The sequence below is a fragment of the Ammoniphilus soli genome, assembly GCF_040813775.1.
The window spans coordinates 698,652-722,485 of the sequence record NZ_JBEGDL010000001.1 but is presented as its reverse complement, the minus strand read 5'-3'; the positions used below and the strand labels follow the sequence as shown (position 1 = coordinate 722,485).

General features: G+C 43.5%; 26 protein-coding genes and 1 riboswitch. Of the genes, 4 read left to right on the top strand and 22 right to left on the bottom strand.

What is annotated here, in order from left to right:
- Window positions 1–31: 31 nt before the first annotated feature.
- From ABLT31_RS04025 to ABLT31_RS03990, 8 genes are all read right to left on the bottom strand, one after another.
- A complete protein-coding gene (locus ABLT31_RS04025) occupies window positions 32–1,246 on the bottom strand; it encodes an ABC transporter substrate-binding protein (RefSeq protein ID WP_367749179.1) in 1,215 nt (404 codons plus the stop codon).
- Window positions 1,247–1,289: 43 nt separating this feature from the next.
- Entirely contained in the window at window positions 1,290–2,006 is a 717-nt protein-coding gene (locus ABLT31_RS04020; RefSeq protein ID WP_367749176.1) for an ABC transporter ATP-binding protein, read from the bottom strand.
- A 184-nt stretch (window positions 2,007–2,190) separates the two neighbouring features.
- Window positions 2,191–2,967: an enoyl-CoA hydratase/isomerase family protein gene (locus ABLT31_RS04015; RefSeq protein ID WP_367749173.1), complete on the bottom strand. Its 777-nt coding sequence runs from the start codon at window positions 2,965–2,967 to the stop codon at window positions 2,191–2,193.
- 21 nt (window positions 2,968–2,988) lie between these two features.
- Window positions 2,989–3,756, bottom strand: a complete 768-nt coding sequence (gene fadH / locus ABLT31_RS04010) for a 2,4-dienoyl-CoA reductase (protein WP_367749170.1) — start codon at window positions 3,754–3,756, stop codon at window positions 2,989–2,991.
- A gap of 38 nt (window positions 3,757–3,794) precedes the next feature.
- Window positions 3,795–5,867 (bottom strand): (Fe-S)-binding protein, encoded by a 2,073-nt coding sequence (locus tag ABLT31_RS04005; protein ID WP_367749168.1) that lies wholly within the window; start codon window positions 5,865–5,867, stop codon window positions 3,795–3,797.
- A gap of 285 nt (window positions 5,868–6,152) precedes the next feature.
- Entirely contained in the window at window positions 6,153–7,907 is a 1,755-nt protein-coding gene (locus tag ABLT31_RS04000; protein ID WP_367749165.1) for a sigma-54 interaction domain-containing protein, read from the bottom strand.
- Window positions 7,898–8,815 carry a ketopantoate reductase family protein gene (locus ABLT31_RS03995; protein ID WP_367749162.1) on the bottom strand — a complete coding sequence of 306 codons (918 nt, stop codon included), beginning with the start codon at window positions 8,813–8,815 and terminating at the stop codon, window positions 7,898–7,900. The genes ABLT31_RS04000 and ABLT31_RS03995 overlap by 10 nt, the downstream gene beginning before the upstream one ends.
- Window positions 8,816–9,065: 250 nt before the next feature.
- Window positions 9,066–9,284, bottom strand: coding sequence for a hypothetical protein (locus ABLT31_RS03990; RefSeq protein ID WP_367749159.1), 219 nt, complete (start codon window positions 9,282–9,284; stop codon window positions 9,066–9,068).
- A 222-nt stretch (window positions 9,285–9,506) separates the two neighbouring features.
- Between ABLT31_RS03990 and ABLT31_RS03985 the strand changes: the two genes are divergently transcribed.
- Window positions 9,507–9,728: a metallophosphoesterase family protein gene (locus tag ABLT31_RS03985; RefSeq protein ID WP_367749158.1), complete on the top strand. Its 222-nt coding sequence runs from the start codon at window positions 9,507–9,509 to the stop codon at window positions 9,726–9,728.
- Between the two features lie 47 nt (window positions 9,729–9,775).
- Here ABLT31_RS03985 and ABLT31_RS03980 read toward each other — a convergent pair whose 3' ends face one another.
- The 5 genes from ABLT31_RS03980 to ABLT31_RS03960 form a co-directional block, all read right to left on the bottom strand.
- Window positions 9,776–10,393 carry an NUDIX hydrolase gene (locus ABLT31_RS03980; protein ID WP_367749155.1) on the bottom strand — a complete coding sequence of 206 codons (618 nt, stop codon included), beginning with the start codon at window positions 10,391–10,393 and terminating at the stop codon, window positions 9,776–9,778.
- A 128-nt stretch (window positions 10,394–10,521) separates the two neighbouring features.
- A complete protein-coding gene (gene thiM / locus ABLT31_RS03975; RefSeq protein WP_367749152.1) occupies window positions 10,522–11,334 on the bottom strand; it encodes a hydroxyethylthiazole kinase in 813 nt (270 codons plus the stop codon).
- 147 nt (window positions 11,335–11,481) lie between these two features.
- A complete protein-coding gene (locus ABLT31_RS03970) occupies window positions 11,482–12,537 on the bottom strand; it encodes an Ldh family oxidoreductase (protein WP_367749150.1) in 1,056 nt (351 codons plus the stop codon).
- A gap of 114 nt (window positions 12,538–12,651) precedes the next feature.
- Window positions 12,652–13,101 (bottom strand): DinB family protein, encoded by a 450-nt coding sequence (locus ABLT31_RS03965; RefSeq protein WP_367749147.1) that lies wholly within the window; start codon window positions 13,099–13,101, stop codon window positions 12,652–12,654.
- A 560-nt stretch (window positions 13,102–13,661) separates the two neighbouring features.
- On the bottom strand, window positions 13,662–13,832 hold the full coding sequence (locus tag ABLT31_RS03960) for a hypothetical protein (RefSeq protein WP_367749145.1): 171 nt from the start codon (window positions 13,830–13,832) through the stop codon (window positions 13,662–13,664).
- A gap of 210 nt (window positions 13,833–14,042) precedes the next feature.
- On the opposite strand from ABLT31_RS03960, the gene ABLT31_RS03955 reads away from it, so the two are divergent.
- On the top strand, window positions 14,043–14,252 hold the full coding sequence (locus ABLT31_RS03955) for a hypothetical protein (protein ID WP_367749142.1): 210 nt from the start codon (window positions 14,043–14,045) through the stop codon (window positions 14,250–14,252).
- Window positions 14,253–14,267: 15 nt separating this feature from the next.
- On the top strand, window positions 14,268–15,512 hold the full coding sequence (gene nagZ, locus ABLT31_RS03950) for a beta-N-acetylhexosaminidase (RefSeq protein WP_367749140.1): 1,245 nt from the start codon (window positions 14,268–14,270) through the stop codon (window positions 15,510–15,512).
- A gap of 34 nt (window positions 15,513–15,546) precedes the next feature.
- Here nagZ and ABLT31_RS03945 read toward each other — a convergent pair whose 3' ends face one another.
- The 3 genes from ABLT31_RS03945 to ABLT31_RS03935 all read right to left on the bottom strand — a co-directional run bounded on the left by ABLT31_RS03945 (window position 15,547) and on the right by ABLT31_RS03935 (window position 17,374).
- Window positions 15,547–16,317, bottom strand: coding sequence for an exodeoxyribonuclease III (locus ABLT31_RS03945; RefSeq protein WP_367749137.1), 771 nt, complete (start codon window positions 16,315–16,317; stop codon window positions 15,547–15,549).
- Window positions 16,318–16,399: 82 nt separating this feature from the next.
- Complete coding sequence (locus ABLT31_RS03940; protein ID WP_367749135.1) at window positions 16,400–16,924, bottom strand: methylated-DNA--[protein]-cysteine S-methyltransferase; 525 nt, start codon at window positions 16,922–16,924, stop codon at window positions 16,400–16,402.
- A 165-nt stretch (window positions 16,925–17,089) separates the two neighbouring features.
- Window positions 17,090–17,374, bottom strand: a complete 285-nt coding sequence (locus tag ABLT31_RS03935; RefSeq protein WP_367749133.1) for a LysM peptidoglycan-binding domain-containing protein — start codon at window positions 17,372–17,374, stop codon at window positions 17,090–17,092.
- Between the two features lie 251 nt (window positions 17,375–17,625).
- Here ABLT31_RS03935 and ABLT31_RS03930 point away from each other — a divergent pair, with 251 nt between their 5' ends.
- The gene (locus ABLT31_RS03930; RefSeq protein ID WP_367749130.1) at window positions 17,626–18,501 is read left to right on the top strand and encodes a sulfite exporter TauE/SafE family protein; all 876 of its coding nucleotides are present in this window, start codon (window positions 17,626–17,628) and stop codon (window positions 18,499–18,501) included.
- A 49-nt stretch (window positions 18,502–18,550) separates the two neighbouring features.
- Here ABLT31_RS03930 and trhO read toward each other — a convergent pair whose 3' ends face one another.
- The 6 genes from trhO to ABLT31_RS03900 all read right to left on the bottom strand — a co-directional run bounded on the left by trhO (window position 18,551) and on the right by ABLT31_RS03900 (window position 23,755).
- The gene (gene trhO, locus ABLT31_RS03925; RefSeq protein ID WP_367749127.1) at window positions 18,551–19,468 is read right to left on the bottom strand and encodes an oxygen-dependent tRNA uridine(34) hydroxylase TrhO; all 918 of its coding nucleotides are present in this window, start codon (window positions 19,466–19,468) and stop codon (window positions 18,551–18,553) included.
- Between the two features lie 74 nt (window positions 19,469–19,542).
- Window positions 19,543–21,258 (bottom strand): nicotinate-nucleotide--dimethylbenzimidazole phosphoribosyltransferase, encoded by a 1,716-nt coding sequence (cobT, locus tag ABLT31_RS03920; protein WP_367749124.1) that lies wholly within the window; start codon window positions 21,256–21,258, stop codon window positions 19,543–19,545.
- 91 nt (window positions 21,259–21,349) lie between these two features.
- Window positions 21,350–21,530: riboswitch (cobalamin riboswitch) on the bottom strand.
- A 58-nt stretch (window positions 21,531–21,588) separates the two neighbouring features.
- Window positions 21,589–22,332: an alkaline phosphatase PhoX gene (locus ABLT31_RS03915; RefSeq protein ID WP_367749121.1), complete on the bottom strand. Its 744-nt coding sequence runs from the start codon at window positions 22,330–22,332 to the stop codon at window positions 21,589–21,591.
- 119 nt (window positions 22,333–22,451) lie between these two features.
- A complete protein-coding gene (mscL, locus tag ABLT31_RS03910; RefSeq protein WP_367749118.1) occupies window positions 22,452–22,835 on the bottom strand; it encodes a large conductance mechanosensitive channel protein MscL in 384 nt (127 codons plus the stop codon).
- A gap of 116 nt (window positions 22,836–22,951) precedes the next feature.
- Window positions 22,952–23,323 (bottom strand): ArsR/SmtB family transcription factor, encoded by a 372-nt coding sequence (locus tag ABLT31_RS03905; protein WP_367749115.1) that lies wholly within the window; start codon window positions 23,321–23,323, stop codon window positions 22,952–22,954.
- Entirely contained in the window at window positions 23,324–23,755 is a 432-nt protein-coding gene (locus ABLT31_RS03900) for an SRPBCC family protein (RefSeq protein ID WP_367749112.1), read from the bottom strand.
- Between the last annotated feature and the right edge of the window lie 79 nt (window positions 23,756–23,834).

Below are 23,834 nucleotides of genomic sequence, written 5' to 3'. Positions count from 1 at the left end.
TCCCCCTCCTGATCCTGTTCACCTTTATATGTTATTGATTAAGTTCAAACAATTTTCCTTTTTCTACAATAATCATGCTAAAGTCTTCTTTCTTCCACACTTCATGTTGATCCGGACTATATTGAATTAGATCTTTGGAAGCGATATTCTTATGCGGAAGGCTTTCAATCGCGTCACGAATGGCGACCGGATCATTTCCTGCATGGGCAATCGCATTCATGGCCACCATGGCCGCATCATAAGCAAACATCATTGAACCCGCATCGTCCAGATTATACCCGTCTGGGAAAAATTCCTTGTATACATCATAAGAAGTTTGGATCCTTTCCGGACGATCTCCTTGTTTTTTCTCCCTTACATGATCGGCCGGCCAAACGCTCAGCGTACCATTAGCGGCTTCCCCAGCCAGCTTGCGGAAATTCGCGGTTTGAAGAGAAGTGCATCCGATCATGGGGATATTTTTGCCTAATTTATGTTTTGCTTTTGCAATTTGAGCCTGATCTTGACCCAACGCCCAAACCAGAATGACATCCGCTCCCGTATTTGTTGCTTCTAATACCTGAGGGGTTAAATCAGGAGAATTCATCGGAAATCCAATTTCTTTTATGGCTTTCACCCCTGATTTTCCCAGTGATTTTTGCAACTCTTCCAAGCCGCCTTTACCGTAAGCTGTTTCATCATGCAAAATGACCGGCTTAGAATATCCCTGTTTGACTAAGTAATCCACAATAGCATCCGCCTGTGCCTCGTCAGGGGTCGTCGTCCGGAAGAAATAATTTTTTCCGCTTTTTGATAGTTTTTTAGCTTCTTCCCCAATCTTGGTGCCCGTTGCAACAGGATCGATCAGCGGTACCTTGGCCGAAAAGACTTCCGGCAATATAGCTAAGGCATTGGAAGTGTTCGTAGGACCGATAATCACCGACACCTCTTCCTTATGAATCAACTCTTTCACTAATTCTTTCGATTTGGTCGGATTGGCTTCATCATCCCGAACGACAGCTTTAAATGTATACCCATTCAAACCGCCTTGTTCGTTCACATGATCAATGGCTGCTTGGGCACCATCCAAATACTGGCCAAGGGATGCAGAGGTGCCTGATCTCGCACCTAAAATACCGATTTTGACCTCCTTTTCATCCTTGCTGCCGGCACTCGCCTGCTGATCGCCAGTCCCGCCTCCACAACCTGCCAACATTCCGGCTGTTAAGGTGAACGATAAAACCATCGAAGGTATTTTTTTGAACATCTCTATTCCTCTCCCCTTTTTCTATCCATCTAGAAAAAGTCAATTAACTGACTTGTCCGAGGTACACTTCTTTTACATAACTATCCTGCAACAACTCGATGGATTTCCCTTCTACGATAACCTTCCCCGTTTCAATGGCATAGGTACGCTCACTGATTTCCAAGGCCCGGTAGGCTTTCTGTTCTACAACCAATACGGTTAATCCCTTTTTGTTCAGGTCCGCTATAATGGAAAATAGATTATCCACAATATTGGGTGCCAATCCAAGGGTCGGTTCATCTAACATCAACAATTTGGGCCTGGACATTAACGCTCTTCCAACAGCCACCATTTGCTGCTCCCCTCCGCTCACGGTTCCCGCCTTTACTTTCAAGCGCTCTTTCATCCGTGGAAAAAGCTCTAGCATTTCTTCCGCCCGCTCGATCACTTCTTTTTTGTTCTTAAAGTAATTGAGGTATCCTCCCATTAATAAATTTTCCCATACCGTTAAGTTCGGAAAAATTTGCCTCCCCTCCGGCACAATAGCGATCCCCTTTTTCACAATTTCCGAGATCGGACATCCTTGAATCGACTCTCCTTGGAAAGCAATACTTCCAGAAAGGGGTTTCAATTCTCCCATAATGGATTTTATGGTCGTCGATTTGCCAGCGCCATTGCTTCCTATAATAGCCACAATCTCCCCTTCGTTGACATGCAAATCAATCCCATGCAATACTTGAACTTTGCCATACGCGGAAACCAGTTGATTTACACTTAACATCTCAAACCCCCCTTGTATGATTTTCACTCTCATAAATATTAGCAAGTATTGTGCCAATCAAAAAACAAGTAATATTGTTAATTTTCTATCGTTATATCCAGTATTGATACAGGCTTGAATTATTTTTCCTAAATATCGGTTCATATCAATTCTTTTCTGTATCGTCAATTCAATAATGTATTAGTTACCTTCCCTTAAAGCAAGGGAGCCGTTTCTCAAAGAAGGCCTCTACACCCTCCCTAAAATCCTCTGTCTCAAAACAAAGGCCTTGAGCGAATGCTTCTAACTCCAGCGTATGGTCCAGCATCGTATTCACATTTTGATTCACTAGCTTTTTAGTTAACCCGAGCGCGAGGCCAGGACCGTTTGACAACTTCTCTGCAAAGACAAGTACTTGATCAAGCAAATCCTCTTCTTCTGTAACCCGGTTGACTAGTCCTAATTGGAAAGCTTGTCCTGCAGTCAGCACCTCTCCTGTAAACATCAGCTCCTTTGCCTTATAGGGGCCAAGCATTTGGGTTAAGAAATGAATGGATCCGAGATCAGGAATTAAGCCCACCTTCGCAAAGCTTTGGATGAACGTCGAAGACCGTGAGGCATAGACGATATCGCACGCAAGGGCCAGACTGAATCCCGCCCCGGCGGCGACACCATTGACCGCAGCGATGATCGGCTTTTCTACATTTAAGATAGCTTGAATTACCTGATGGCCTTCCTTCAGCCGGTCCCTACCTGAAATGGCATCCACTCCTTGCAATGTACGCAAGTCGCCGCCAGCAGAGAATGCTCTTCCCATTCCGGTAAGAACGACAGCTCGAATCTCCTTTGATCGATTCACCTGCTGAAAAACATCAATTAACTCTTTCCTCATCTCTGTAACTAAAGCGTTTCGAATCTCGGGCCGATTCAGCTTAATTAAAGCAATCTGCTTTTCAATGTCTACCACAATATGTTGGTACATGGTTCACATCCCTTCTGAACGTCAGCTGAAAGATTTTCGGTTTAACCATTGACCGCCGTCAATTGTAATGCAATCCCCATTTATAAAGGAAGACTGAGGCGAAAAGAGAAAAGCGGCTACTTCTGCAACCTCTTCCGGTCGTCCCAGACGTCCGGAAGGTATACTCTGAATGGTGCGCTGATACGCTTCTTCCGACGCCCATAACCGTTCTGCCCCTCCCGTATCAGAAATCGGGCCGGGGGCAATCGCATTGACCCGAATTCCATATTTGGAGCCCCATTCTACAGCCAGAGTTCTCGTCATCGCTAATACCCCTGCTTTTGCACTGGCGGAATGAATGACGCCGGATCCCGCCGACCATGCATAGGTCGCTACGATATTGATAATGCTTCCTTTATGTCTCGTCCGAATCCATTCCTTCCCTACCGCCTGCGTACAGTACCATGTGCCATTAAGAACTATATCGATCACTGCATTCCATCCATTCACAGATAAATCTTCTGCCGGACTGATGAAGTTTCCGGCTGCATTATTGACGAGAAAATCGATTCTTCCAAAATGTCTTTTCGTTTCCTCAACCATATACTGAACTTTTCCTGGCTCCCGAACATCCATTGGAATGCAGAGGATTTGATCCGGAGTCTGTTCAATTTCTCTTTTCGCTTCTTCCAACCGTTCCCGATTGCGCCCTGTGATGACGACACGCGCTCCGTCTCGAGCAAATTTTCCAGCCATGGCTTTCCCAATACCGCTGCTTCCTCCTGTAACGATAACTACCTGATCCTTCATACGATCATTCCCCTTTTTCCACTGTGTAATAAACTAATCTAGCCGGCTATTGACCGTTCTACAATTTCTACGATGTCTAACGTCTTTACTTGTTCCTCCACCTCCTTAGCCTTCGTTCCATCACTTAACATGGTTAGGCAATAAGGACAGTTACTGCCGATCGTGGTGGGGTTCAGCTGCAGAGCTTGTTCTGTGCGATCCACATTGATCCGCTTTCCTTGTGTCTCTTCCATCCACATCATGCCTCCACCAGCCCCGCAACACATGGCATCCTCTTTATTGCGCTCCATCTCAAGAATTTTGACACCTGGAATGGATTTGAGAATTTCACGAGGGATATTGTAGATTTCGTTATAGCGCCCAATATAACATGAGTCATGATAAGCGATGGCTTCTTTTACTTCCTTCATCGGCTGAATGCGGCCCTCTTGTATCCATTGCCAGATCAACTCGGTATGGTGATAAACTTCGGCTTCTAAACCAAATTCTGGATATTCATGTTTAAAGGTATTGTAAGCATGCGGATCAATGGTTACAATCTTCTTCACATCATAAGCCTGGAAATTTGCGATATTCTCCTGACATAACTGCTGAAATAAGAATTCGTTCCCCATTCTCCGCGCCGTATCCCCAGAGTTGCGCTCTTCATTGCCAAGAATGGCAAATTGGATGCCTGCTAAGTTCATAATTTTTGCAAATGATTGGACGATCTTTTGACTGCGTTTATCAAAGGATCCCATCGATCCAACCCAAAAGAGATATTCGAATTCTTCCGTCTCATTAACAGTCGGGACTTCAATATCCTCACATTCTTCACGCCATTTAATGCGCTCCTTGCGGTTAATTCCCCACGGGTTGCTCTGCCGCTCGATGTTTTGAAAATAACGGGTAGCTTCGTGAGGCATGTTGCCTTCAGTTAAGACTAAATAACGCCTCATATCAATGATTTTATCCACATGTTCGTTAGCCACCGGACACTGGTCTTCACAATTCCGGCATGTCGTACAAGCCCATAATTCCTCCTCAGTGATCACATCGCCGATCAAGTTTGGCATTTCAGCCGTTGCCGCGATTTCCTGAGCTGCCGATTCAGCCGGTAATGAAGGGGATAATGCAGTAGATCCAAAAACAAAACCGGGCATCCATGGATTACGGGAGGTAACGGCCGCTCCTTTTTCTGTCAAATGATCCCTCATTTTAACTATGAGATCCATCGGAGACAACGACTTTCCGGTTCCTGAAGCGGGGCACATGTTCGTGCATCGTCCGCATTCCGCGCATGCATACAGATCGATTAGCTGCTGCTGGGTAAAATTCTCTATTTTTCCTACGCCGTATTCCTCGACTTCTTCATCTTCGAAATCAATCTTTCTCAGTTTTCCAACAGGTCCAACCTTCTTGAAATAGACATTGAACATAGCGAATAGCTCATGCGCTTGCTTCGACTGCGGTACGAATACCATGAATGTTAGCACGGTCAGCAGGTGCACCCACCAAAATACGTAGAACAATACGGTTCCAGCCGCCGTTCCGATGCCAGAGAACATCGTCGCAATCACTCCGGAGAATGGAGCATGGACGAGATCCGGTTTATGCCCGAGCATCACCGTTTCGAAGCCCAGCATAAGCAGAATGGACAGGGTCAGCGTGGTCAGTGCAATATAGACAAAGGCGGCTTTGGCATCCCGCTTGAATTGCAACCGCTTCAGCTTCTCAATATAACGGCGGTAAGAAGCATATACCACAGCGCACAGCATGAGGAAGGTTGTCCACTCCTGCAGGAGACTGAAATATTTGTGCGCTTCGCCGAAAGGGAATTCATAACCGATAATAAATCCCTTGATTATGATTTCTATAAGTCCAATTTGGATGATAATAAAGCCATAAAACAATATCAAATGCATACAACCGCTTTTCTTGTCTTTAAACAATTTTCGCTGGCCGAATACGTTGATTAAAACCTCCCGTACCCTTTGTCGAGTGTCTTCTTTTAAATTTGATTTTTTGCCTAGCCTGATAAAGGTGATACGGCTATAAACCACGTGGGCAAATAAATAGACCGCATACCCGGTTATGGCTAAAAAAGCTAGAAAATTAAGCAGTGCTAACATAGATGTCCATCCTCTCCTTACTCTTTCATCTTTTTCCCACCTGCAATTCTAATAAGCAATAATGATGCCAATCAAAAAAACTTACATTTACTCTTTTTTGGAGAAACATGGACTCTCTAAGAGCCATTTTTTGTTGAGGTCTATTCATTATTGGATCAATTGACGACTAGTTTAATTCATATTTGAATCGGTTAACAAAAAAAGAGGGTTTCTCAAAGGACCATCTTGTGATCATTTTAAGAAACCCTCAGGATCTGGATTATACCTAATTCATTCTTGACTCATTCAGTCCAATGTTGTTAGATTATACTTTTTCAGTTTCCTCACAATGGTGGGCTGACTTGTTCCCAGTTTTTCCGCAATTTTATACGTACTGCCATATTGTTCAACAGCGGCCACGAGCAGCTCTCGTTCAGCGGTTTCAATGGCTTCCTTTAAGGTCGTAATAGAAACAGGGGTTGTCATTTCCTCTTCATCATCTTGAATATTTTCAGGAGCTTCTTCCCGATCATTATTTGTTGGATCTTCTTCGTGAAAAGAATTATATTCAAATGGAAGGTCATGTACCGTTACGACTTTTGATGGCACTGTCAAAACCAGTCGTTCGATTAAATTGGAAAGCTCCCGTACGTTTCCCGGCCAATCGAAATGATAAAAGAAGTCTTTTAGTCTCCGATCAAACTCTCTTGAAATTCCATATTTTCTATTAAAAATGTTTAGGAAATACTGAACAAGAGGAAGGATATCCTCTTTCCTTTCTCTAAGTGCCGGAATGGATATGGGAATCACATTGAGCCGATAAAATAAATCCTCTCGAAATTCCCCTTTCCTGACCATTTCCTTTAAATCTCGATTGGTTGCAGCCACTAGTCTGACATCTACGTTTTTCGGTTTGGTCCCGCCGATGCGTTGGATTTGTTTCTCTTGCAACACACGGAGCAATTTCACTTGCAGTAATAAGGGTAACTCTCCGATTTCATCTAAAAACAAGACACCTTTGTCCGCGAGTTCAAACATCCCGGGTTTTCCCGCGCGGTTCGCCCCGGTAAAAGCGCCAGCTTCATACCCGAAAAGTTCAGACTCCAATAAATCATGGGGAATGGCACCACAGTTGATTTTCACAAATTCGCCCTTTTCATGCCGTTGGCTCGAACAGTAAATATGTCTGGCTAATACATCTTTCCCCACTCCGGTCTCCCCTAGAATTAATACCGTGGCATCGAAATCGGCAATGCGATCTGCCATATCATAGATGTCCAGCATGCGTGTACTTTCCACAATCACATCAGGGTCTTGGCGGGTTTTTGTCTTTAATTTCTCTAGTTCCTTGCGATATTGATCGTTTAGCTCTAACACTTTTTTCAGTTCATGATGCAATTCATTTAATTCGGAAAGGTCGCGGATATTGGTAATGACTCTTTCAATTTCTCCATCTTCATTAAAAATAGGAGTGCCCGTCATTAGGGTTTCCTTGCCTGCGAAATTGGTTTGGATTTGGCTGACGGGTTTCTTTTGTTCCAATACTTTAAACGTGACAGATTCCTTTAAGATCCCTCTTTTGATCAGGTCCTTGGAATTTTTCCCGATATAATAATGCTTCGGAATTCCCGTAATTCTCTCGATCGCTGAATTCGTTCTGATTGTCGTTCCTTCACGATCGGTAATATAGATGGCATCATATGAATTTTCAATAATGGCATCAAATTCTTTATTCAGTGTGTCCAACTCATGAATTTTTTCCTGCAAAAGCTTTATATGCGATCCGTCCGCCAGAATAAAGAAAGTGAGCTCTTGATTTTCATATACGATACGGTTATCGATTAATATATATTGATCTTCCTTGAATTTGACGGATACAAGGTTCTTTCCCTTAACTTCCCAGTCCTGAAAGAATTTTTGAATACGGACTCCCTCAGTAACACTATGAATTAGATTGACAAAGTAGGAGTTATAGTACTCTATTATATGATTTCGATCGGTTACCACGATTGGAAAAGGCATAATTTCCAACCATTTTGGCTTGTTTTTGATCATCTCCATCTGTCTCTCCTTTCCATGGAAGACAAAATAGCATATAGAGTGCTAAGTACGGGAGTATCGACGCCCAGCCTTTGGCTTTTGGAAATAAAAAAGCCGCAAAGCGAATCAATTTCCATCCTTTTTCCCCGTTCCCGATCCTGAAGCATTGACGTTTTATGATGACGAACTAACTCCGCTGAAGGGAAAATTCGGTCAATCACCTTCTCCCGAATCTCAATCCCACAAGCTTTTCCGATCATGACCGCCTCCAGCAATGCTTTTTCTGCTGTCATTCTCAATTGTTTATCGTCCAAAATCTCTCCAACCGAAGCCCCCGTCACAGCTGACAAAGGATTAAAGGTCACATTCCATAACAGCTTATCCCATTTTCGTGTGAGAATTGAATGGGTTGTTTTGCAATGAATTCCAGCAGACTGACATAGATCCGAAAGAGACATAACAGCTTTTTGGGCGGATTCATGCAGCGAGCCGACCAATAGAGAAAACGGTCCCTCTTGACGTATTACCCCGGGTTCCTCAATTTTGGAGGTAATATAAGCAGCTCCGGAAAGAATCTTTTCTTCACCTAGCACCTCAGAAAGAATTTCTTCGTTATCCACTCCATTTTGCAAAGTCAATACATGTGAACCCGCTTTCATGAAAGGGCGAAGCATAATAGCCGTTTCTCTAGTATCGGTGGACTTTACAGTAAAAAAGATAAAATCAGCCCTATTAATTTCCTTCAGATCCTCTGTAAAGGTCCCATCTATGCAAAAGGTCTCCGAGTCAGATTGTATTCTCAGTCCACGTTCCTTCATCTTCTCCAAATGGAGTCCCCTGGCTATAAACGTTACATCGAAACCTGCTCGTTTTAACTTCGCTCCTAAAAATCCACCGACCGCACCCGAACCGACAATAGCCACTTCCATCTTATTTCGTTCCCCTCTCCGTCATATAAAAAATCCATATGAATTGATTAACTGGTAAATGCGACTCTAATTTGATGGATGGCAATTGATTGGAAATCAAAATTATTTTAATTATAATACATATTATGTTTATTTTGAATTCCAATACAAAAAATCATAATTATAAGTAAATTATAAATTAATCATAATTTAACCCTACAAAAGACCATAGGGGAGAATCGGTATAATATATCAATATCCAGTTCTTCATTTATTTCCAGCAATAATTCGCATAAATGGTACTTTTTATATATTTAGTTTCTTCTTTAATCGTAGCCAACAATTGTTCCGAATCTTGCATTAGTTGTTCTCTAAACGAAGTATCATTATGATTAATCCATTGAACGATTTGATAAACATCTAACACTTCACGATTATGGATATCCGACTTTTGCTTCCTTTCCATTTCTACAAGAAATCGTAATAACATATTTTATCTCCCTTCATTACAAGTCAATTGGCTAAGAATAATCTATATACTATTTCTTTCTAATCATTTTAAAGCAATAATCATGCCATAAAGAAAACTCCAGCCCAAACTTGAATCAATAACCCGTTTGACAGGAAATAAACTTAAAACTATTCTATTTTCTTATTAGGGTCACTTATCTTCTGATTCATCTTTAAATCAGCGTAATTCAATAGTGAATTAATGGCAGCTTTGCAAGCCGCAGGGGTCCAAGTCTTAAAAGACAGCTATGTCACGATTGGAGATGGTTTTTATCTTATAGGGCGGGATACAATAAAACTTTATAAGATTTCATATGAAATAGTTGGAAATGAAGCTAGCATGAAAATTGACTATGATACACGGAGAGATTTACAAGAAGGAAAAAAGGGAGCACCACCTAAGGCTACGCAAATCTTGATTTAATACGGCCATAAAAAAAGGAACCTTCTCACCTAAGGGAAGGTTCCTGTCTATTTTGCTTTTTCAATCGCATCAAAAACAAAGGTATAATAACCATCTCCTTGGGCCGCAAAGTCCCTTCGCTCAGCAAGCAGTAATCTTTCTACTTTCTCCCCACTATCGTCGTATTCAAAGCCGATTGCTTCCACTGTTGATTGGCTTCCCTTTAGAAAAGACTGGAACGACTCCAGCTTGACCTTATAGAGTCCCTTTAGTTCGGCTTGCTGAATGGAAAATTCGGTGAGCTTCCGATTGGTTTTTAGCAGGTGAATATGATTAAATTCCCGGTCCTTATAAGCATCCGTAACGTAGCTCCCCTTATATGTCCCCAGGAATATCAGTTCGGCGTAGTCCACCTGGATTCCTAATTCCTCTTCCAGTTCACGAACCCCATCCTCTACCGTTTCACCCTGAAGCAGGTGCCCTGCTGCTGAAATATCTAATTTATTAGGAAAGGTTTCCTTAGCCGGATGGCGCTTCTGGAACAAGACAAACCTATCTTCTCCCTCCTCCAGAACTACCCAGCAGTGAAACGTCTGATGCCAATATCCTTTTTGGTGGACTTCGTTGCGAGTGGCTGCGCCGATCAACTTCATCTCTTCATTTAACCGATCTAAATATTCTGTCATGGCTTCGGCCACCTTCCTCTATACTTGTGTGATGAATTGATAGACTTATAGAGAAAAAAAGGTTGAAATACTATAGGTTTTGATAAGGGTGTCCCTTCACGAGACACCCCTTCCGTATTTCTCTTCCCTTAGACTTGTTCAATAACGGCAAGCTCGTTCACCTGAGCAGATGTTACCTGAGCCAGTTGATTTAAGAACTCAATCTGAAAACTTCCCGGCCGATTGGAACCAACAAGCCCAACCGCTTGTTCCGCGGCGATCCCGTAATAAGCAAGGGCTGCCACCGCTGCTTCCATCAGATTATGTTCAACCGCTGCAAACGCACCGATAACCGAAGTAAGCAAACAGCCGGTTCCTGTTACCTTCGTCAGAATCGGGTGTCCGTTTTTAACGAGAACCGTTTTTGTTCCATCCGAAACAATATCCTCTTTGCCCGTGATTACCACCAAACAGGATAACAGACGGGCTGCCTTTTCCGCTAAAGCAACCATATCTCCTGAGCCCTCTCCCGTATCCACTCCTTTAACAGTCCAATTCTCCCCGACAATATTCGCTAGTTCCCCGGCATTGCCGCGAACGGCACCAACCTTTACCTCTCTGAGAATACGCCGTGCGGTTTCGGTTCGATAAGCGGTCGCTCCTGCTCCCACCGGGTCAAAAATAACCGGTACATCGCTTTCGTTGGCCGCCCTTCCTGCAATAATCATCGCTTCAATTTCGGTTTCATTTAAAGTACCCATGTTGAGGACAAGCGCACCCGCGATTTTTGCCATATCCGCCACTTCCTGTTTGGCATAAGCCATCACCGGCGATGCGCCAAGGGAAAGCAAACCGTTTGCGGTAAAATTGGTAACAACTACGTTAGTGATATTATGTACGAGCGGATTTACCTTCCGCACTTTATCCAGCTTCTGCGCAATATCAAGATTTGTAAATAGCATAATGGTTTCCCTCCTACGTGGAATTGTATTAGATATTTTGCCAAAGAGCAAGGCAAAGAGGAAACGGCTTGCTGGGGTGGCCTTACAAACCGCTTATGAAAGGTTCAAAAAGAGGGGGGATAGGCCGAGGGGGTAAAATTATACTCTTTATAATGGCAAAGAAACTGCGTATCGTTTCCCTACCGCTCTAAGCTCTTCGACCTGTTTCATGGATAACGGAATACCTCTGGTTTCTCGCTCTGCCATCTTTTCCAACTCTATTTCTCCAGGCAAATATATTTTCTCAAATCCTTCTGCTAAAGGGATATTTCTTATTTCTCGAATCATCTGATCAACTCGTTGCTTAAATCCATCTAATTCCTCAAATAAATCCGCACGCATGACAAAAAAGAATTGGCCAACATTCTGTTTCTGATGGACGTCTTGATAAAGGCTCATGATATGCGGACCGTATGCCGCTCCGGTAAACAGCCCGGATAGTACCTCGACTAAAAACGCCAGCCCATAGCCTTTTGGGCCACCCACAGGGAGGATCACCCCGTCGAGAGCTTCCGCAGGATCCTTTGTTGGGTTTCCTTCCTTGGAAATCGCCCACCCTAGTGGAATCGGTTGTTGATTCTGAAGAGCGAGTGCGATTTTCCCGCGCGCTACAACACTGGTTGCCATATCAAAAATAATGTCGTTCTCTTTTCCAGCAGGAACACCGTAAGAAAAAGGATTTGTGCCAAAATACCTCACCTTGCCCCCCCAAGGAGCCATACTAGATGGCGCATTGGTTGTCACGATCGCAATACAGCCTTGTTGGGCTGCGTACATCGTGTAGTCCGCCAACATGCCGCAATGGCTGGAATCTTTGATCCCGACTACTGCCATACCTGCGCATTTGGCCTTTTTTACGGCTATGCGAATGGCTTCAGTTGCTAAAATAATCCCCATTCCTCCGCTTCCGTCGATCAACAGGGAGGAAGGCGACTCTCTTTCGGCGATGACCTGGTTGGTCTTGTTAACAATTCCGCTATCCAATCGCTTGCAGTATATATCCACTCTGCTCACCCCGTGCGAATCGATCCCCCGCAGATTGGCCAACACGAGATGTTTCGCCACAATGCGTGCATGTCCTTCACTTATCCCTGCCGCTTCAAATACACATTGGACAAACCCTTCTAGGTCCCGTTTGGATACTCTGACCGATTCTTTGGACAAAATCACCTCATCCTTTCATCATAGACACTGCTCTAGTAAACTCACACTCTATATCCAATGTATGAAAAATAAAAAGCCTGGTGTCTCTTCCAGGCTCTTGCCATTCCTATTAGTTTATGCTTGGATACATCGCTTCATAGCTTTTATTTGGCCTAGATGCTCCGCTTCATGATACAAAGTCAGGGCAAACAATTCTCCGAACGTTTGAATGTTTCCAAACGGAAATTGGAAAGGAAGCTTTTGCGAAAAAAACTCTTCCGTGAGCTCATTGATCCGCGCGGTTTGGCTCTCTATATGGGCAATCAACTCGGGCAGAGCTGGGATATCACCGCTCCAGTCGGCTGGTTTTGAACCCATGCCAAACAAATCGTTGTAGGATGCAGGCAGGTTTGATGACTTCTTGGGATAGCCAAACATAAATTTTTCAGCTGTTAAAAGCACATGGCCAATATGCCAGCGAATTGTGTTGTTAAAGCCATTCGGCTGTACATCCGCCGTTGTCTCGTCCAGCTCTTTAAGAAATCCCAGAAGTGCCCCCCGTGTGAGTTCGAACTGTTTTGACATATGTATCTCCTCCTCATTTTCCAAAAGATCTAGCCAATTTTCATTGGCTTTGTTTCATAATTTTACCACCCAATTGTTTTAAAATATACCTTTTCCTCTTTCGTAAATGTGTTCATACCCTAGGATTGGGTCAATTGCACCAGTTAGGTATGAATTCGCTATGAAAAACCATGAAAAACGTTCAAAAGCTATGAATTCGTTTGATGATGTCCGTTTTCATTGGTTTACAATATGAATGATTGTCGCTTACATGGAGCTAAACCGACTTTGGCAAAATACTCCTAAAGTACGATAATAAGGATACAAACGATGAGGAGGTAATGATAAATGATCAAGTTATTAGCTACCATTATTGAGGTTATTGACGATGCTATGGAATTGCGGAAGGAAGCAGAAAAGCGGTATGGTTATCTGTTTTTCGATTAATCCAATTACCAAAAACTGATGAAAGGTGATTCAATGAATTTAAACCATCAGAAATGACCCTGTACATTCCCTCATTGGAATGAGCAGGGTCTTTTGTTTGGAGCAGGGTTTCTAGCTCTCCCTCATACAAAGAGTCACTTCTTTTGATCAGCGTCACTTCTTTTTAATCCCAAATAATAAAGATGTTCCTCCGTAAAGGAATTCACTTTCCAGTAAGCCTCATCACGGGTATCCACATCAATTTGCCCCGAATTAATTTTCACTTTTAACATGGGTTTAAATGACTCATCTACTGATCTTTCCACCAGTTGACTCCTCCTATATACTCAGAATTCCTAGTAGCTATACTCTATTTTCTGATTATAAAACAGAGTTATTATCAGGTTATGACGAAAGAAAGATCAGTTTATGACCGTTATGCTAGTCTGCATATCCTAATTCATGCGAATGCTCCCATAAAATCTACTTTTCTTCCGAACACTATAGTGCCAGCAAAAGAAAGGAGTCAAAAACTTATGAATTTTCTCAAGCGTATTTTTCAAAAGCAAGATCCGTCTACTCTGTGGTGTGTCACTTATATCGATACGAATACTTTTCGCCGGGATAGAGTCATGGCAATATTAAAGGAGGCAGGCGTCGAAGTAAAACCATCAGCGGACCATCTATTAGTCAAACAAGACCACTACGATCATGCCATGAGTATATTAAAAGGACACGGATATTAATCTAAGGGTGACTTGATGGAAAGAACCTTATGGGCTTCATTGCTTGTTATGTTATGTATTTCTCTGCTTTCTGGGTGCCAGCTTTTCGGGACTCGATCGCCTGCGGTTAAGCAGCAGGAAGTTTCATCCGAACCAAGCGAAACGGTTTCCGTTTTTTCCGATCCCATTGAATTGCAAATCAAGGAAATGACACTTACTGAAAAAATCGGTCAGCTCGTTATCATTGGCATAGATGGCACTTCATTTGACAGCCCTATGGAAACCATGATTGATACCTATAAAGTTGGCGGCTTTATTCTTTTTAAAAGGAATATCATGGATACCAATCAAGCTTTACTTTTAATTAGCGAGTTGAAAAGCTATAACTCTATGAATCCCTTCCCCCTCTTTGTCAGCGTTGACGAAGAAGGAGGAAGAGTCACAAGAATGCCCGATGGGTTTCTGGCCGTTCCAAGCAGTTGGGAGATTGGTCTTGTTGATGATGAGGAGCTTGCGCAAAACATTGGTTCAGCCACTGCTCGAAAAATAAAAGCGTTCGGTTTCAATATGAATTTTGCCCCTGTACTCGACATCCACAGCAACCAGCAAAACCCTGTCATCGGTGACCGCTCTTTCGGGACAAGCCCCGAAACCGTCAGCAGGCTGGGGATCGCAACAATGAACGGAATGAAATCCGAAAATGTCATTCCTGTCGTCAAACATTTTCCAGGACACGGCGATACTTCAATAGATTCCCATCTGGATCTTCCTGTCTTGAATCATACAAAGGAAAGATTGGACTCCTTTGAAATAAAGCCTTTCCAGCAAGCGATTAGGGAGGGAGCGGATGTTGTTATGGTGGCTCATATCTTACTCCCGAAAATCGATGCACAGCATCCCGCTTCTTTATCTAAACCCATCATGACCGATATCCTGCGTCAACAACTTCAATTTGACGGGGTTATCATCACAGATGATTTGACCATGGGCGCTATTACTGAAACATACGAAATTTCTGATGCTGCTGTCCAATCCATCCATGCCGGAAGCGATATCGTGCTAATTGGTCATGAATATGAAAGACAAGTGGCTGTTCTCCATTCCCTTAAGCAAGCTGCAATCGATGGAACGATTCCAATCGAAGCGATCGATGATAAAGTATACCGTATTTTAAAACTCAAACAGAAATATCAACTGGCCGATGATACACTAAATAATAAAGTGGACATCGACCGGATTAATACGGATCTGCATGGAGTTCTCAATCCCTTTCTTAAATAGAAAAAAAAAAGCAGGACTATCCTGCTTTTTACTCCTAATTTGTGATCTTCTCTGTCATCAATTCCAGAACGATCGGACAATGGTCGCTTCCCATTATATGCGAGTGAATGTGAGAATCCTTCAACTTATCTCCCCATCTCTCAGATACAATAAAGTAGTCAATTCTCCACCCAATATTTCTCTCTCTGACCTTAGCCATATAGGACCACCAGGAATAGGCCCCTTCCCGATCGGGGTAGAAGTATCTGAAGCTGTCAATAAATCCGCTTTCCAGCAAAGCTGTCATCTTGCCGCGCTCTTCATCTGTAAAACCAGAATTTCCTTTATTCGTTTTAGCGTTTTTCAAATCGATATCTTGGTGGGCTACATTCAAGTCTCCACAAAGAATAACGGGCTTGATAGAATCCAACTCTTTTAAATGCTGAAGGAATACATCTTCCCACTTTAATCGATAGTCTAGTCTCGCTAAGTCTCTTTGGGCATTGGGCGTGTAGACATTAACCATAAAGAATTCTTCAAATTCCAGCGTAATCGCTCTTCCCTCAGCATCAAATTCTTCAAGCCCTAATCCGTATCTAACAGATAGCGGCTCTTTTTTAGTGAAAATAGCCGTACCTGAGTAACCCTTTTTCATTGCAAAATTCCAATATTGATAGTATCCTGGAAAATCGAGCTGGATTTGCCCTTCTTGCAATTTTGTTTCTTGAATACAGAATATATCCGCATCCACTTCCTGAAAATAGTCTAAAAAACCTTTGGTAACGCATGCTCTAAGTCCATTTACATTCCAAGAAACCAATTTCATCTCGCGGTTATAATCTCCTTATTGTTCTGTAAGCGGGAAGCTTCATCATTTATTCTAACATACGATGGGAATATCGGATTCTTTATGCATGTCCAATTTTCTCCAAATGAAGAAGTTGCGTCTTCATTTCCAAACCGCCGCGATAGCCTGTCAGCGAACCGTTCTTACCAATCACACGATGGCAAGGGACGGTAATTAACACTGGATTGGCACCAATCGCTGCCCCAACTGCACGAACGGAACCCGGCTTTTGAATAAGATTCGCAACATCCGAATAGGACCGCGTTCGTCCGTATGGAATCTCGCACAGCGCATTCCACACGGCAAGCTGGAAAGGGGTCCCGCTTAAATCAACCGGTATGGTAAATGCCCTGCGCTCACCTCGCAAATACTCGATAACCTCCGCCGCATACGGCTTAAGCTTTTCATCATCGTGAATCAAGACACTTCCAGGAATACATTTTTCCGCCCAATCGGATAATTCTTTAAGCGGCTTATTGGGCGATCCCACATAACACAGCCCCTTGGATGTTGCAGCCATGTAAAGGCTCCACTCTCCATAGGCGAGCAATGTCCAATATATAGACAAATTTACGCTGCCTTCCAATTGTGAAACACCTCCTCAGCAGATATCTAAAGGTAGTTCACCTCACTCCCAGTATACTCCTAACGAAGGGATTATGTATGCATCTGAAAATGGACCAAGAAGAAAAGCTGTCTAAAAAGGTGTTGTTTCACTGGCCATTCTAGACAGCCTTAGAGGAAAATAGCATCACTGTTCCAATCTGCGCACTCTTTGTTCTAGTCTATCCAACCTTCGTTCAAGCCGGTCCAATCTCCGTTCGATGTTCGAAGCAGGAGGCTGAGGAGTAGGGGGGGTTGGAAATGGCGGGGTTGGCGGAACGGGGGACGGTCCGACCGGGATGAATAATCTTTGGCCGACATAAACGTAATACGGCGCTGCTAAGTTATTTGCTCTGATAATAGCATCTATGCTCACATTAAAACGTGTTGCGATGCCATATAAGGTATCGCCGGGCTGTACGATATAATTCATATATTACCTCCCATCATGGTCTCACGATAACCTATGCGATAAATGACTACAAAGACAGCCTAAATTATGCTTATGGAGCAAGTAACCCTTGAGGCTGTTTTCCTTCCAAGCACCACAATTTTCTGGGAAAATAGGCTATCAATGCCTAGCCCACCTACATAAATTGCTAAAAAAACTTATTCTTTACAGGATAATACCTATATCATATAATTCCTATTACAATACTATGAATTGAGCGGAGGAGAACGGATTTGAGAAAGCTAATTATCTTTACAATTGTTGGTTTTATGGCACAACTGGTGGATGGTTCGTTAGGCATGGGCTTTGGTGCAACGTCTGCATCCTTGTTGCTAATGTTTGGGATCGCTCCTGCTGTAGCCTCTGCTTCCATTCATATGGCTGAAATCGCTACTACGGCGGCATCTGGTGCATCCCATTTATGGTTCCGGAATGTAGACAAAACGATTTTATGGAGACTAACCATTCCCGGTTCCATCAGTGCGTTTATCGGGGCCGCATTTCTTAGCAGTTTACCAGGAAATCTAATCAAACCTTTTATATCGGTTTTTTTGATCCTGCTAGGCTTCTACATTTTAATTCGCTTTTTATTCTTGAACCGTTCTTCAACCGAAAAACAGCCATCCCCCATGACAAAAGCCTTTCTGACCCCATTGGGGTTAGCCGGTGGATTTTTCGATGCGGTAGGCGGCGGTGGCTGGGGACCTATCACGACGCCTATGCTGATCGCAAGAAAGGGAATTTCCCCCAGAAAGGTGATTGGTACTGTGGCTACAAGTGAATTTGCGATTGCCCTGTCTGCAACGTTAGGTTTCGTCCTGTTCCTAGGTTTGGAGCAATTCCAATGGCAATTGGTTATCGCCTTCATGATTGGAGGAATCCTGGCCGCACCTATTGCAGCTTGGCTCGTAAAAAAGTTGCCTACTTATCTTTTAGGTGTTTTAGTCGGGGGATTGATTATACTAACCAATGCTGCCACCATTATCAAATCGCTGGCATTGCCCGTTTCATGGGCAACTGTGGCTTATGCCCTGATTATTGTTTTGTGGGCTGCCGCCATACTATATCAGCTTAGAAATAGGAATCGCTTTGTTACAGTTGAGCAGTAATTCACTTTTTCTCTAAATATAAAAAGGAACCAGGCAGCTGGTTCCTTTTTTAGCCTACAACCTCATCCATATCCTGTTGTAACTGGTGTTGCTTTTCGCACTCTGGTGAACAGAAGCCTCTATGCACCTCTTCACAATGGGCATGAGCAATCGTTTTTTTGTTGCAAGAAGGGTAGGCGCAATTAATGTAGCGATCTTCCGGTTCCCCGCAATAATGGCACTTTCCAATCACCTTATCTTCATCCGTCCGATTGACGGGAACGGAAATGCGCTCATCGAACACGTAGAGCTTTCCATCCCATAGTCTCCCTTGAACTTCAGGGTCTTTTCCGTATGTAACGATCCCCCCATGCAACTGGGCTACGTCCTCAAATCCCTCTTCCATCATCCACCCGGTTAATTTTTCACAGCGAACCCCACCGGTACAGTAGGTGATGATTTTTTTGTCCTTATATTGGCCTAAATTTTCGCGAATCCACTCAGGAAATTCCCGGAACGATTTCACATCTGGCCGGATAGCACCGCGAAAATGCCCAATATCGTATTCATAATCATTTCGGCCGTCGATAACAATTACATCTTCATCTTTCAGGGCCTCATAAAATTCTTTCGCGTTTAAATACGTTCCTGTCTTTTCAAAGGGAGCAGGAGCGTCTTCTACCCGGAACGTAACTAACTCCGCTTTATACCGAACATGCATTTTTTGAAAGGCGTGTTCGTCTGCTTCATCGATTTTAAACCACAAATCAGCAAAGCGCGGATCGGCGTGCATATGATCCATGTATTCTTGAGTTTGCTCAACCGTTCCGGAGACCGTTCCATTAATCCCTTCAGGAGCAACCAGGATGCGACCTTTTAAGCCCAATTGCTTGCAGTATTCCAAGTGTTCCTGCGTAAATTCTTCGGGGTTCTCAATTGGAACAAATTTATAGTAAAGCAATATGCGATACGGTTTTTGCGTTTCCATCTTAATTCCTCCTGTTAATATACATAACCTATCTTTCCCTAAGATGGGGAAACATAGTATTAAAGTTAAAATCCTTAAGCGGATCCCACTCTGTTTGATACCCCAGCTGAATCGAATGTTGCCATTTCGGTCATGATTGCATGAACAGTATCAATGATGGGAAACATCAAGGCAGCTCCCGTTCCTTCACCTAATCGCATGTTCATCTGAAGCATGGGAACCAACCCTAGCTCCTCCATTGCGATGCGATGACCCGGCTCTTCCGACTGATGGGAGGCAATCAAATATTCCCGTACAAGTGGCTGAAGGCGGACAGCACACAGCGCAGCGACAGTAGAAATAAAACCATCAAGAACAACAGGTACCCGTTTCACTGCGGCTCCCATGACTAGCCCCGCAAGTGCAGCTATTTCCAATCCTCCCACCTTTTGAAGAACATCAAGCGGATCATTTGGATCAGGTTGATGTAACTGAAGAGCTTGCTCAACCACGTCTATTTTCCTTGAAAGAGACGAAGACGCAATTCCTGTCCCGCAGCCTACAACCTGCTCTGCCGGCTTGCCTGTCAAAGCAGATAACACAGCCGAGCTGGTTGTCGTATTTCCAATACCTACTTCTCCCGTAGCCAACAGCTTCGCTCCCTCATAAACCTGTTCAAAAGCCACTTGGATCCCGGCTTCCATGGCTTGAATGACATGTTCCTTGCTCATAGCTGGAGCCTTCAGCATGTTCGCTGTACCAAAGGCTACCTTGCGATGGATCAAACCGTCAACACCGGTCAAATCCCCATCTACGCCCACATCCACGCAGACGACTTTTCCTCCTGCATTTCTTGCCATCACATTGATAGCGGCGCCGCCACGCAGAAAATTATGGACCATCTGTACGGTGACTTCTTTAGGGTAAGCTGATACGCCAGCTTCAGCAACTCCATGGTCAGCAGCCATTACCACCACTCTTTTATCAGGGAAACCAGGCTGCATGGTACCCGTTATGCCAGCCAATTGCTTAGCCAGTTTTTCGAGTGCCCCTAAACTTCCCGGCGGTTTGGTCAGCTGATCTAAATGTACTTGTGCCTTTTCCATTGCGTATTCATTTAAAGGTTTGATTTTTTTTACCGTTTTTTCCAATAGCGTTGAGTTTTCCTGAAAAGCTGATCCCCAGGTGTCAAAAAAGACAAGATCATTTATGGACCTTCTTTTTTCCCAGTTCTCCGTCTCTAAAATGGGAGCCGTCGGATAGTTATCGGTGTATCCAATGGAAAGAAGAGCAATTGGTTCAATGTGCGGCGGTATGCCCAGGATGTCCCTCACATCATTTTTTTTGTAAAAGCTGACCCAACCCATGGCCAAACCTTCTGCATAACAAGCTAACCACATATTCTGGATGGCACAGGCCGCGGAAAGAATATCAGTTTCCGGAATGGAATTTCTCCCCAACACGTGAGATCCTCCTCTTGTCGGATCACAAGTTACGCAGATTGTAAGAGGTGCCTCCCTAATTCCTTCTATTTTTAGATTAAGGAATTGATCAGCCCGTTCTCCTTCATAATGGATCGCTAATGCCCTTCTTTCTTTATCCGCTGCCCACGCAAGCCTTTCTTTTATTTTCTCATCGTTAATTAGAATAAAATTCCATGGCTGCATAAATCCAACTGAGGGGGCATGGTGGCCAGCAAGTAGAATTTTTTCCAAGCTTTCCTCCGGTATCGGTTTCGAATTAAACTGTCGAACATCCCTTCGCTCAGATATCGCCTTAAAAACGCCCTCTTTTTGCAGTTCATTTAACAAAACACACCTTCTCCTTCCCAGTGATTCTAATTTTAAATTCAACACAAAAAATCCCAGCCTTAATAAGACTGAGATGGTGTCGTTTCTCAAAGTTAGGATACTAAATTTGGCAGGTCTTCTGACTCAAGTTCATTGTGAATATACGCCTTCCCAGCTTTAAACCAGTGGCATTATGTATATTCACTCCCTTATACAGCGATGGACACATCGTGTGGTTTTGCTTCCCTATTCTCCACGAAATCTAACGTGGCACCAAATTTGCTTTTTCATTTTAATTTATATTAATATCTTTTTTTATAGAAATCAATACCAAAAACACACCTCGTATTATTAAACCGTCACGCCATGACGATGTAAGGCGGCCGCTTCCAATACAGAAATACCTTGTTTTTCTGCAAATGCCGCTAGCTTGTCCGAAATGACCGGAGCAAAGTGGGCAGGAGGAGCAGCATGGCTCATCGCACGCTGACGCGCAGCATTGATAAATAAGGTGTTGCCATCTGGAGAAAAGGCAGGTCCAGCAAATTCTGAGCCGTTCAGCTTATTTTCTGCAAATGTATAAACATTGCCTTCAGGGGTAAGCCCAATAATCCGGTCTGAACCGCCTCCATCTTCGGCAATCCACAGGTCTCCCCAAGGCGTGATAGTGATGTTATCCGGCATCTCAAGATCGTTGCTATCGGAAGATTCATAGAAAAGCTCCAATGTGTTCGTTGCAGGGAAATAACGATAAACCCGGCCTAATCTTTTATCTCCAGCACTCGTATCGTCAAACCAAAGAGCGCCCGCCGCAAACCAAGATCCTTCTAATCGGCTGAACTGAATGCAACCGAGATCTCTTGCATCTTCTTTTGCGCGCTCAGGCTTTACTTGCTTCCAAACGATCCCGAAAGTTTGTCCGGTCTTGAATGTGCTCGCAGCCGAATTCGGAAGCACCTCAATCGCAGCCGCTTCTAGTATTCCACCTTCCTGCAAGGAACCTAGCTTTTGGCTGCGATTATGAGGTGTAAAACGATAGAGAAAGCTAGGATTGCTATCCTCTGTTAAATACCAAATGCCCGTGGCAGGATCCATGCTGCAGGATTAATAATTATAAAAACTAGTTCTAAAGTATAGTTCTGCGAGAAAAATATAAAAAAAAAGACCCGATATTCACCATAATTAGATGAAGGTCGGGTAATTTCAAATTTGCCTTATAGGTCTCTCCGCTGTTTTAAGAGATCTCGAATTTCCGTCAGCAATACTTCTTCTTTGGATGGGGCAGGCGGTGCAGCAGGTTTCGCTTCTTCTTTCCGCTTGAACCGGTTCAATCCTTTAATGAAGAGGAAGATGGAGAAGGCCACAATTAAAAAGTCAACGACAGTCTGCAGGAAAGCCCCATATTTTAATACGGCATTGCCAAACTGAAATTCCAATCCGGATAGGTTCAGTCCTCCTAGAAGAAGACCTAAAAGCGGCATCAGCAAATCATTGACCAATGAGGTGACTATTTTTCCAAAGGCGGCCCCAATAATAACCCCGATCGCAAGATCAAGTACATTACCTTTCAGCGCAAATGTCTTAAATTCTTGCCACATATTTATTGTCCCCCTTTGTTATTTTTTGACTAGCTAATCCTACCACATTGTGTTTATTCTATCAAAGAAAAGCGCCACAAATATGACGTGGCGCTCTGTGAATCTACTGTTTTGTCTTATTTGGAGTCTTGCTGATTATCTGGCCGAACCACTTTCAATTCCTTTTCCCCATGTTTTTCTACCACATGCTGGAGCATAGATAGTTTGTTAGTCCAAAACTTTTCATAGAAAGAAAGCCATTGTTTCAGTTCTGTTAAGGGTTCTGGCTGCAGCCGGTACAGCTTGGTCCTGCCTACCTTTCGGCCGCGGACTAATTTTGCTTCTGATAGAACATGCAGATGTTTGGCAATGGCTGTTCGGCTCATAGTAAAGTGGGACGTGATTTCCGAAATAGGCAGTTCTTTATCGGCGAGCAAACGCAGAACCTCTCGCCGTGTAGGGTCCGCAATAGCTTGAAAAATATCAGGCTTTTGTGCTGTAGAGGTCACCTAGTTTTCGACACCCTTGCGAAGATTCTCCATAATTCCTGCCCAGCCCTGTGCCATTCGGTCGCGAATGACGGAATTCTTCTCGTTGGCTTTTGAAACGAGCTGATCCTCCTGCTTCCATCCGCCATGGATCAGCGTAAACTCAGTTTTATTATCCAGCTCTTTTAAGAGAAACGAAACTACCCAGCCCTCGGTATCCCATGTAAAGGATAGTCGGTTAGGCGCGTCGATTTCTATGACCTTGCAAGGAGACGGACCAAAAGGCGATTGCAGATGAAATTCATATCCTAATTCCAACTGAAAATCATTAGGCATGAACCAAGAGGCTATCCCCTCGGACGTGGAGACGGTCTCCCATACCTTTTGAATCGGAGCTTCAATTACAACAGTTTGTTTAATGTCTGGCAGGGTATTGGAATGATTGTTTTCCATATATCTATCTCCTTTGGCAAAATAAAACCTTTTGGTTTCGTTTTTGATTATATAAAACCTTTGTGTTTCATGTCAAATA

Coding starts and splice junctions, on each gene's coding strand:
- ABLT31_RS04025 (WP_367749179.1), bottom strand. CDS start 1,246: ATGTTCAAAAAAATACCTTCGATGGTTTTATCGTTCACCTTAACAGCC.
- ABLT31_RS04020 (WP_367749176.1), bottom strand. CDS start 2,006: ATGTTAAGTGTAAATCAACTGGTTTCCGCGTATGGCAAAGTTCAAGTA.
- ABLT31_RS04015 (WP_367749173.1), bottom strand. CDS start 2,967: ATGTACCAACATATTGTGGTAGACATTGAAAAGCAGATTGCTTTAATT.
- fadH (WP_367749170.1), bottom strand. CDS start 3,756: ATGAAGGATCAGGTAGTTATCGTTACAGGAGGAAGCAGCGGTATTGGG.
- ABLT31_RS04005 (WP_367749168.1), bottom strand. CDS start 5,867: ATGTTAGCACTGCTTAATTTTCTAGCTTTTTTAGCCATAACCGGGTAT.
- ABLT31_RS04000 (WP_367749165.1), bottom strand. CDS start 7,907: ATGGAGATGATCAAAAACAAGCCAAAATGGTTGGAAATTATGCCTTTT.
- ABLT31_RS03995 (WP_367749162.1), bottom strand. CDS start 8,815: ATGGAAGTGGCTATTGTCGGTTCGGGTGCGGTCGGTGGATTTTTAGGA.
- ABLT31_RS03990 (WP_367749159.1), bottom strand. CDS start 9,284: ATGTTATTACGATTTCTTGTAGAAATGGAAAGGAAGCAAAAGTCGGAT.
- ABLT31_RS03985 (WP_367749158.1), top strand. CDS start 9,507: ATGGCAGCTTTGCAAGCCGCAGGGGTCCAAGTCTTAAAAGACAGCTAT.
- ABLT31_RS03980 (WP_367749155.1), bottom strand. CDS start 10,393: ATGACAGAATATTTAGATCGGTTAAATGAAGAGATGAAGTTGATCGGC.
- thiM (WP_367749152.1), bottom strand. CDS start 11,334: ATGCTATTTACAAATCTTGATATTGCGCAGAAGCTGGATAAAGTGCGG.
- ABLT31_RS03965 (WP_367749147.1), bottom strand. CDS start 13,101: ATGTCAAAACAGTTCGAACTCACACGGGGGGCACTTCTGGGATTTCTT.
- ABLT31_RS03955 (WP_367749142.1), top strand. CDS start 14,043: ATGAATTTTCTCAAGCGTATTTTTCAAAAGCAAGATCCGTCTACTCTG.
- nagZ (WP_367749140.1), top strand. CDS start 14,268: ATGGAAAGAACCTTATGGGCTTCATTGCTTGTTATGTTATGTATTTCT.
- ABLT31_RS03945 (WP_367749137.1), bottom strand. CDS start 16,317: ATGAAATTGGTTTCTTGGAATGTAAATGGACTTAGAGCATGCGTTACC.
- ABLT31_RS03935 (WP_367749133.1), bottom strand. CDS start 17,374: ATGAATTATATCGTACAGCCCGGCGATACCTTATATGGCATCGCAACA.
- trhO (WP_367749127.1), bottom strand. CDS start 19,468: ATGGAAACGCAAAAACCGTATCGCATATTGCTTTACTATAAATTTGTT.
- ABLT31_RS03915 (WP_367749121.1), bottom strand. CDS start 22,332: ATGGATCCTGCCACGGGCATTTGGTATTTAACAGAGGATAGCAATCCT.
- mscL (WP_367749118.1), bottom strand. CDS start 22,835: ATGTGGCAAGAATTTAAGACATTTGCGCTGAAAGGTAATGTACTTGAT.
- ABLT31_RS03900 (WP_367749112.1), bottom strand. CDS start 23,755: ATGGAAAACAATCATTCCAATACCCTGCCAGACATTAAACAAACTGTT.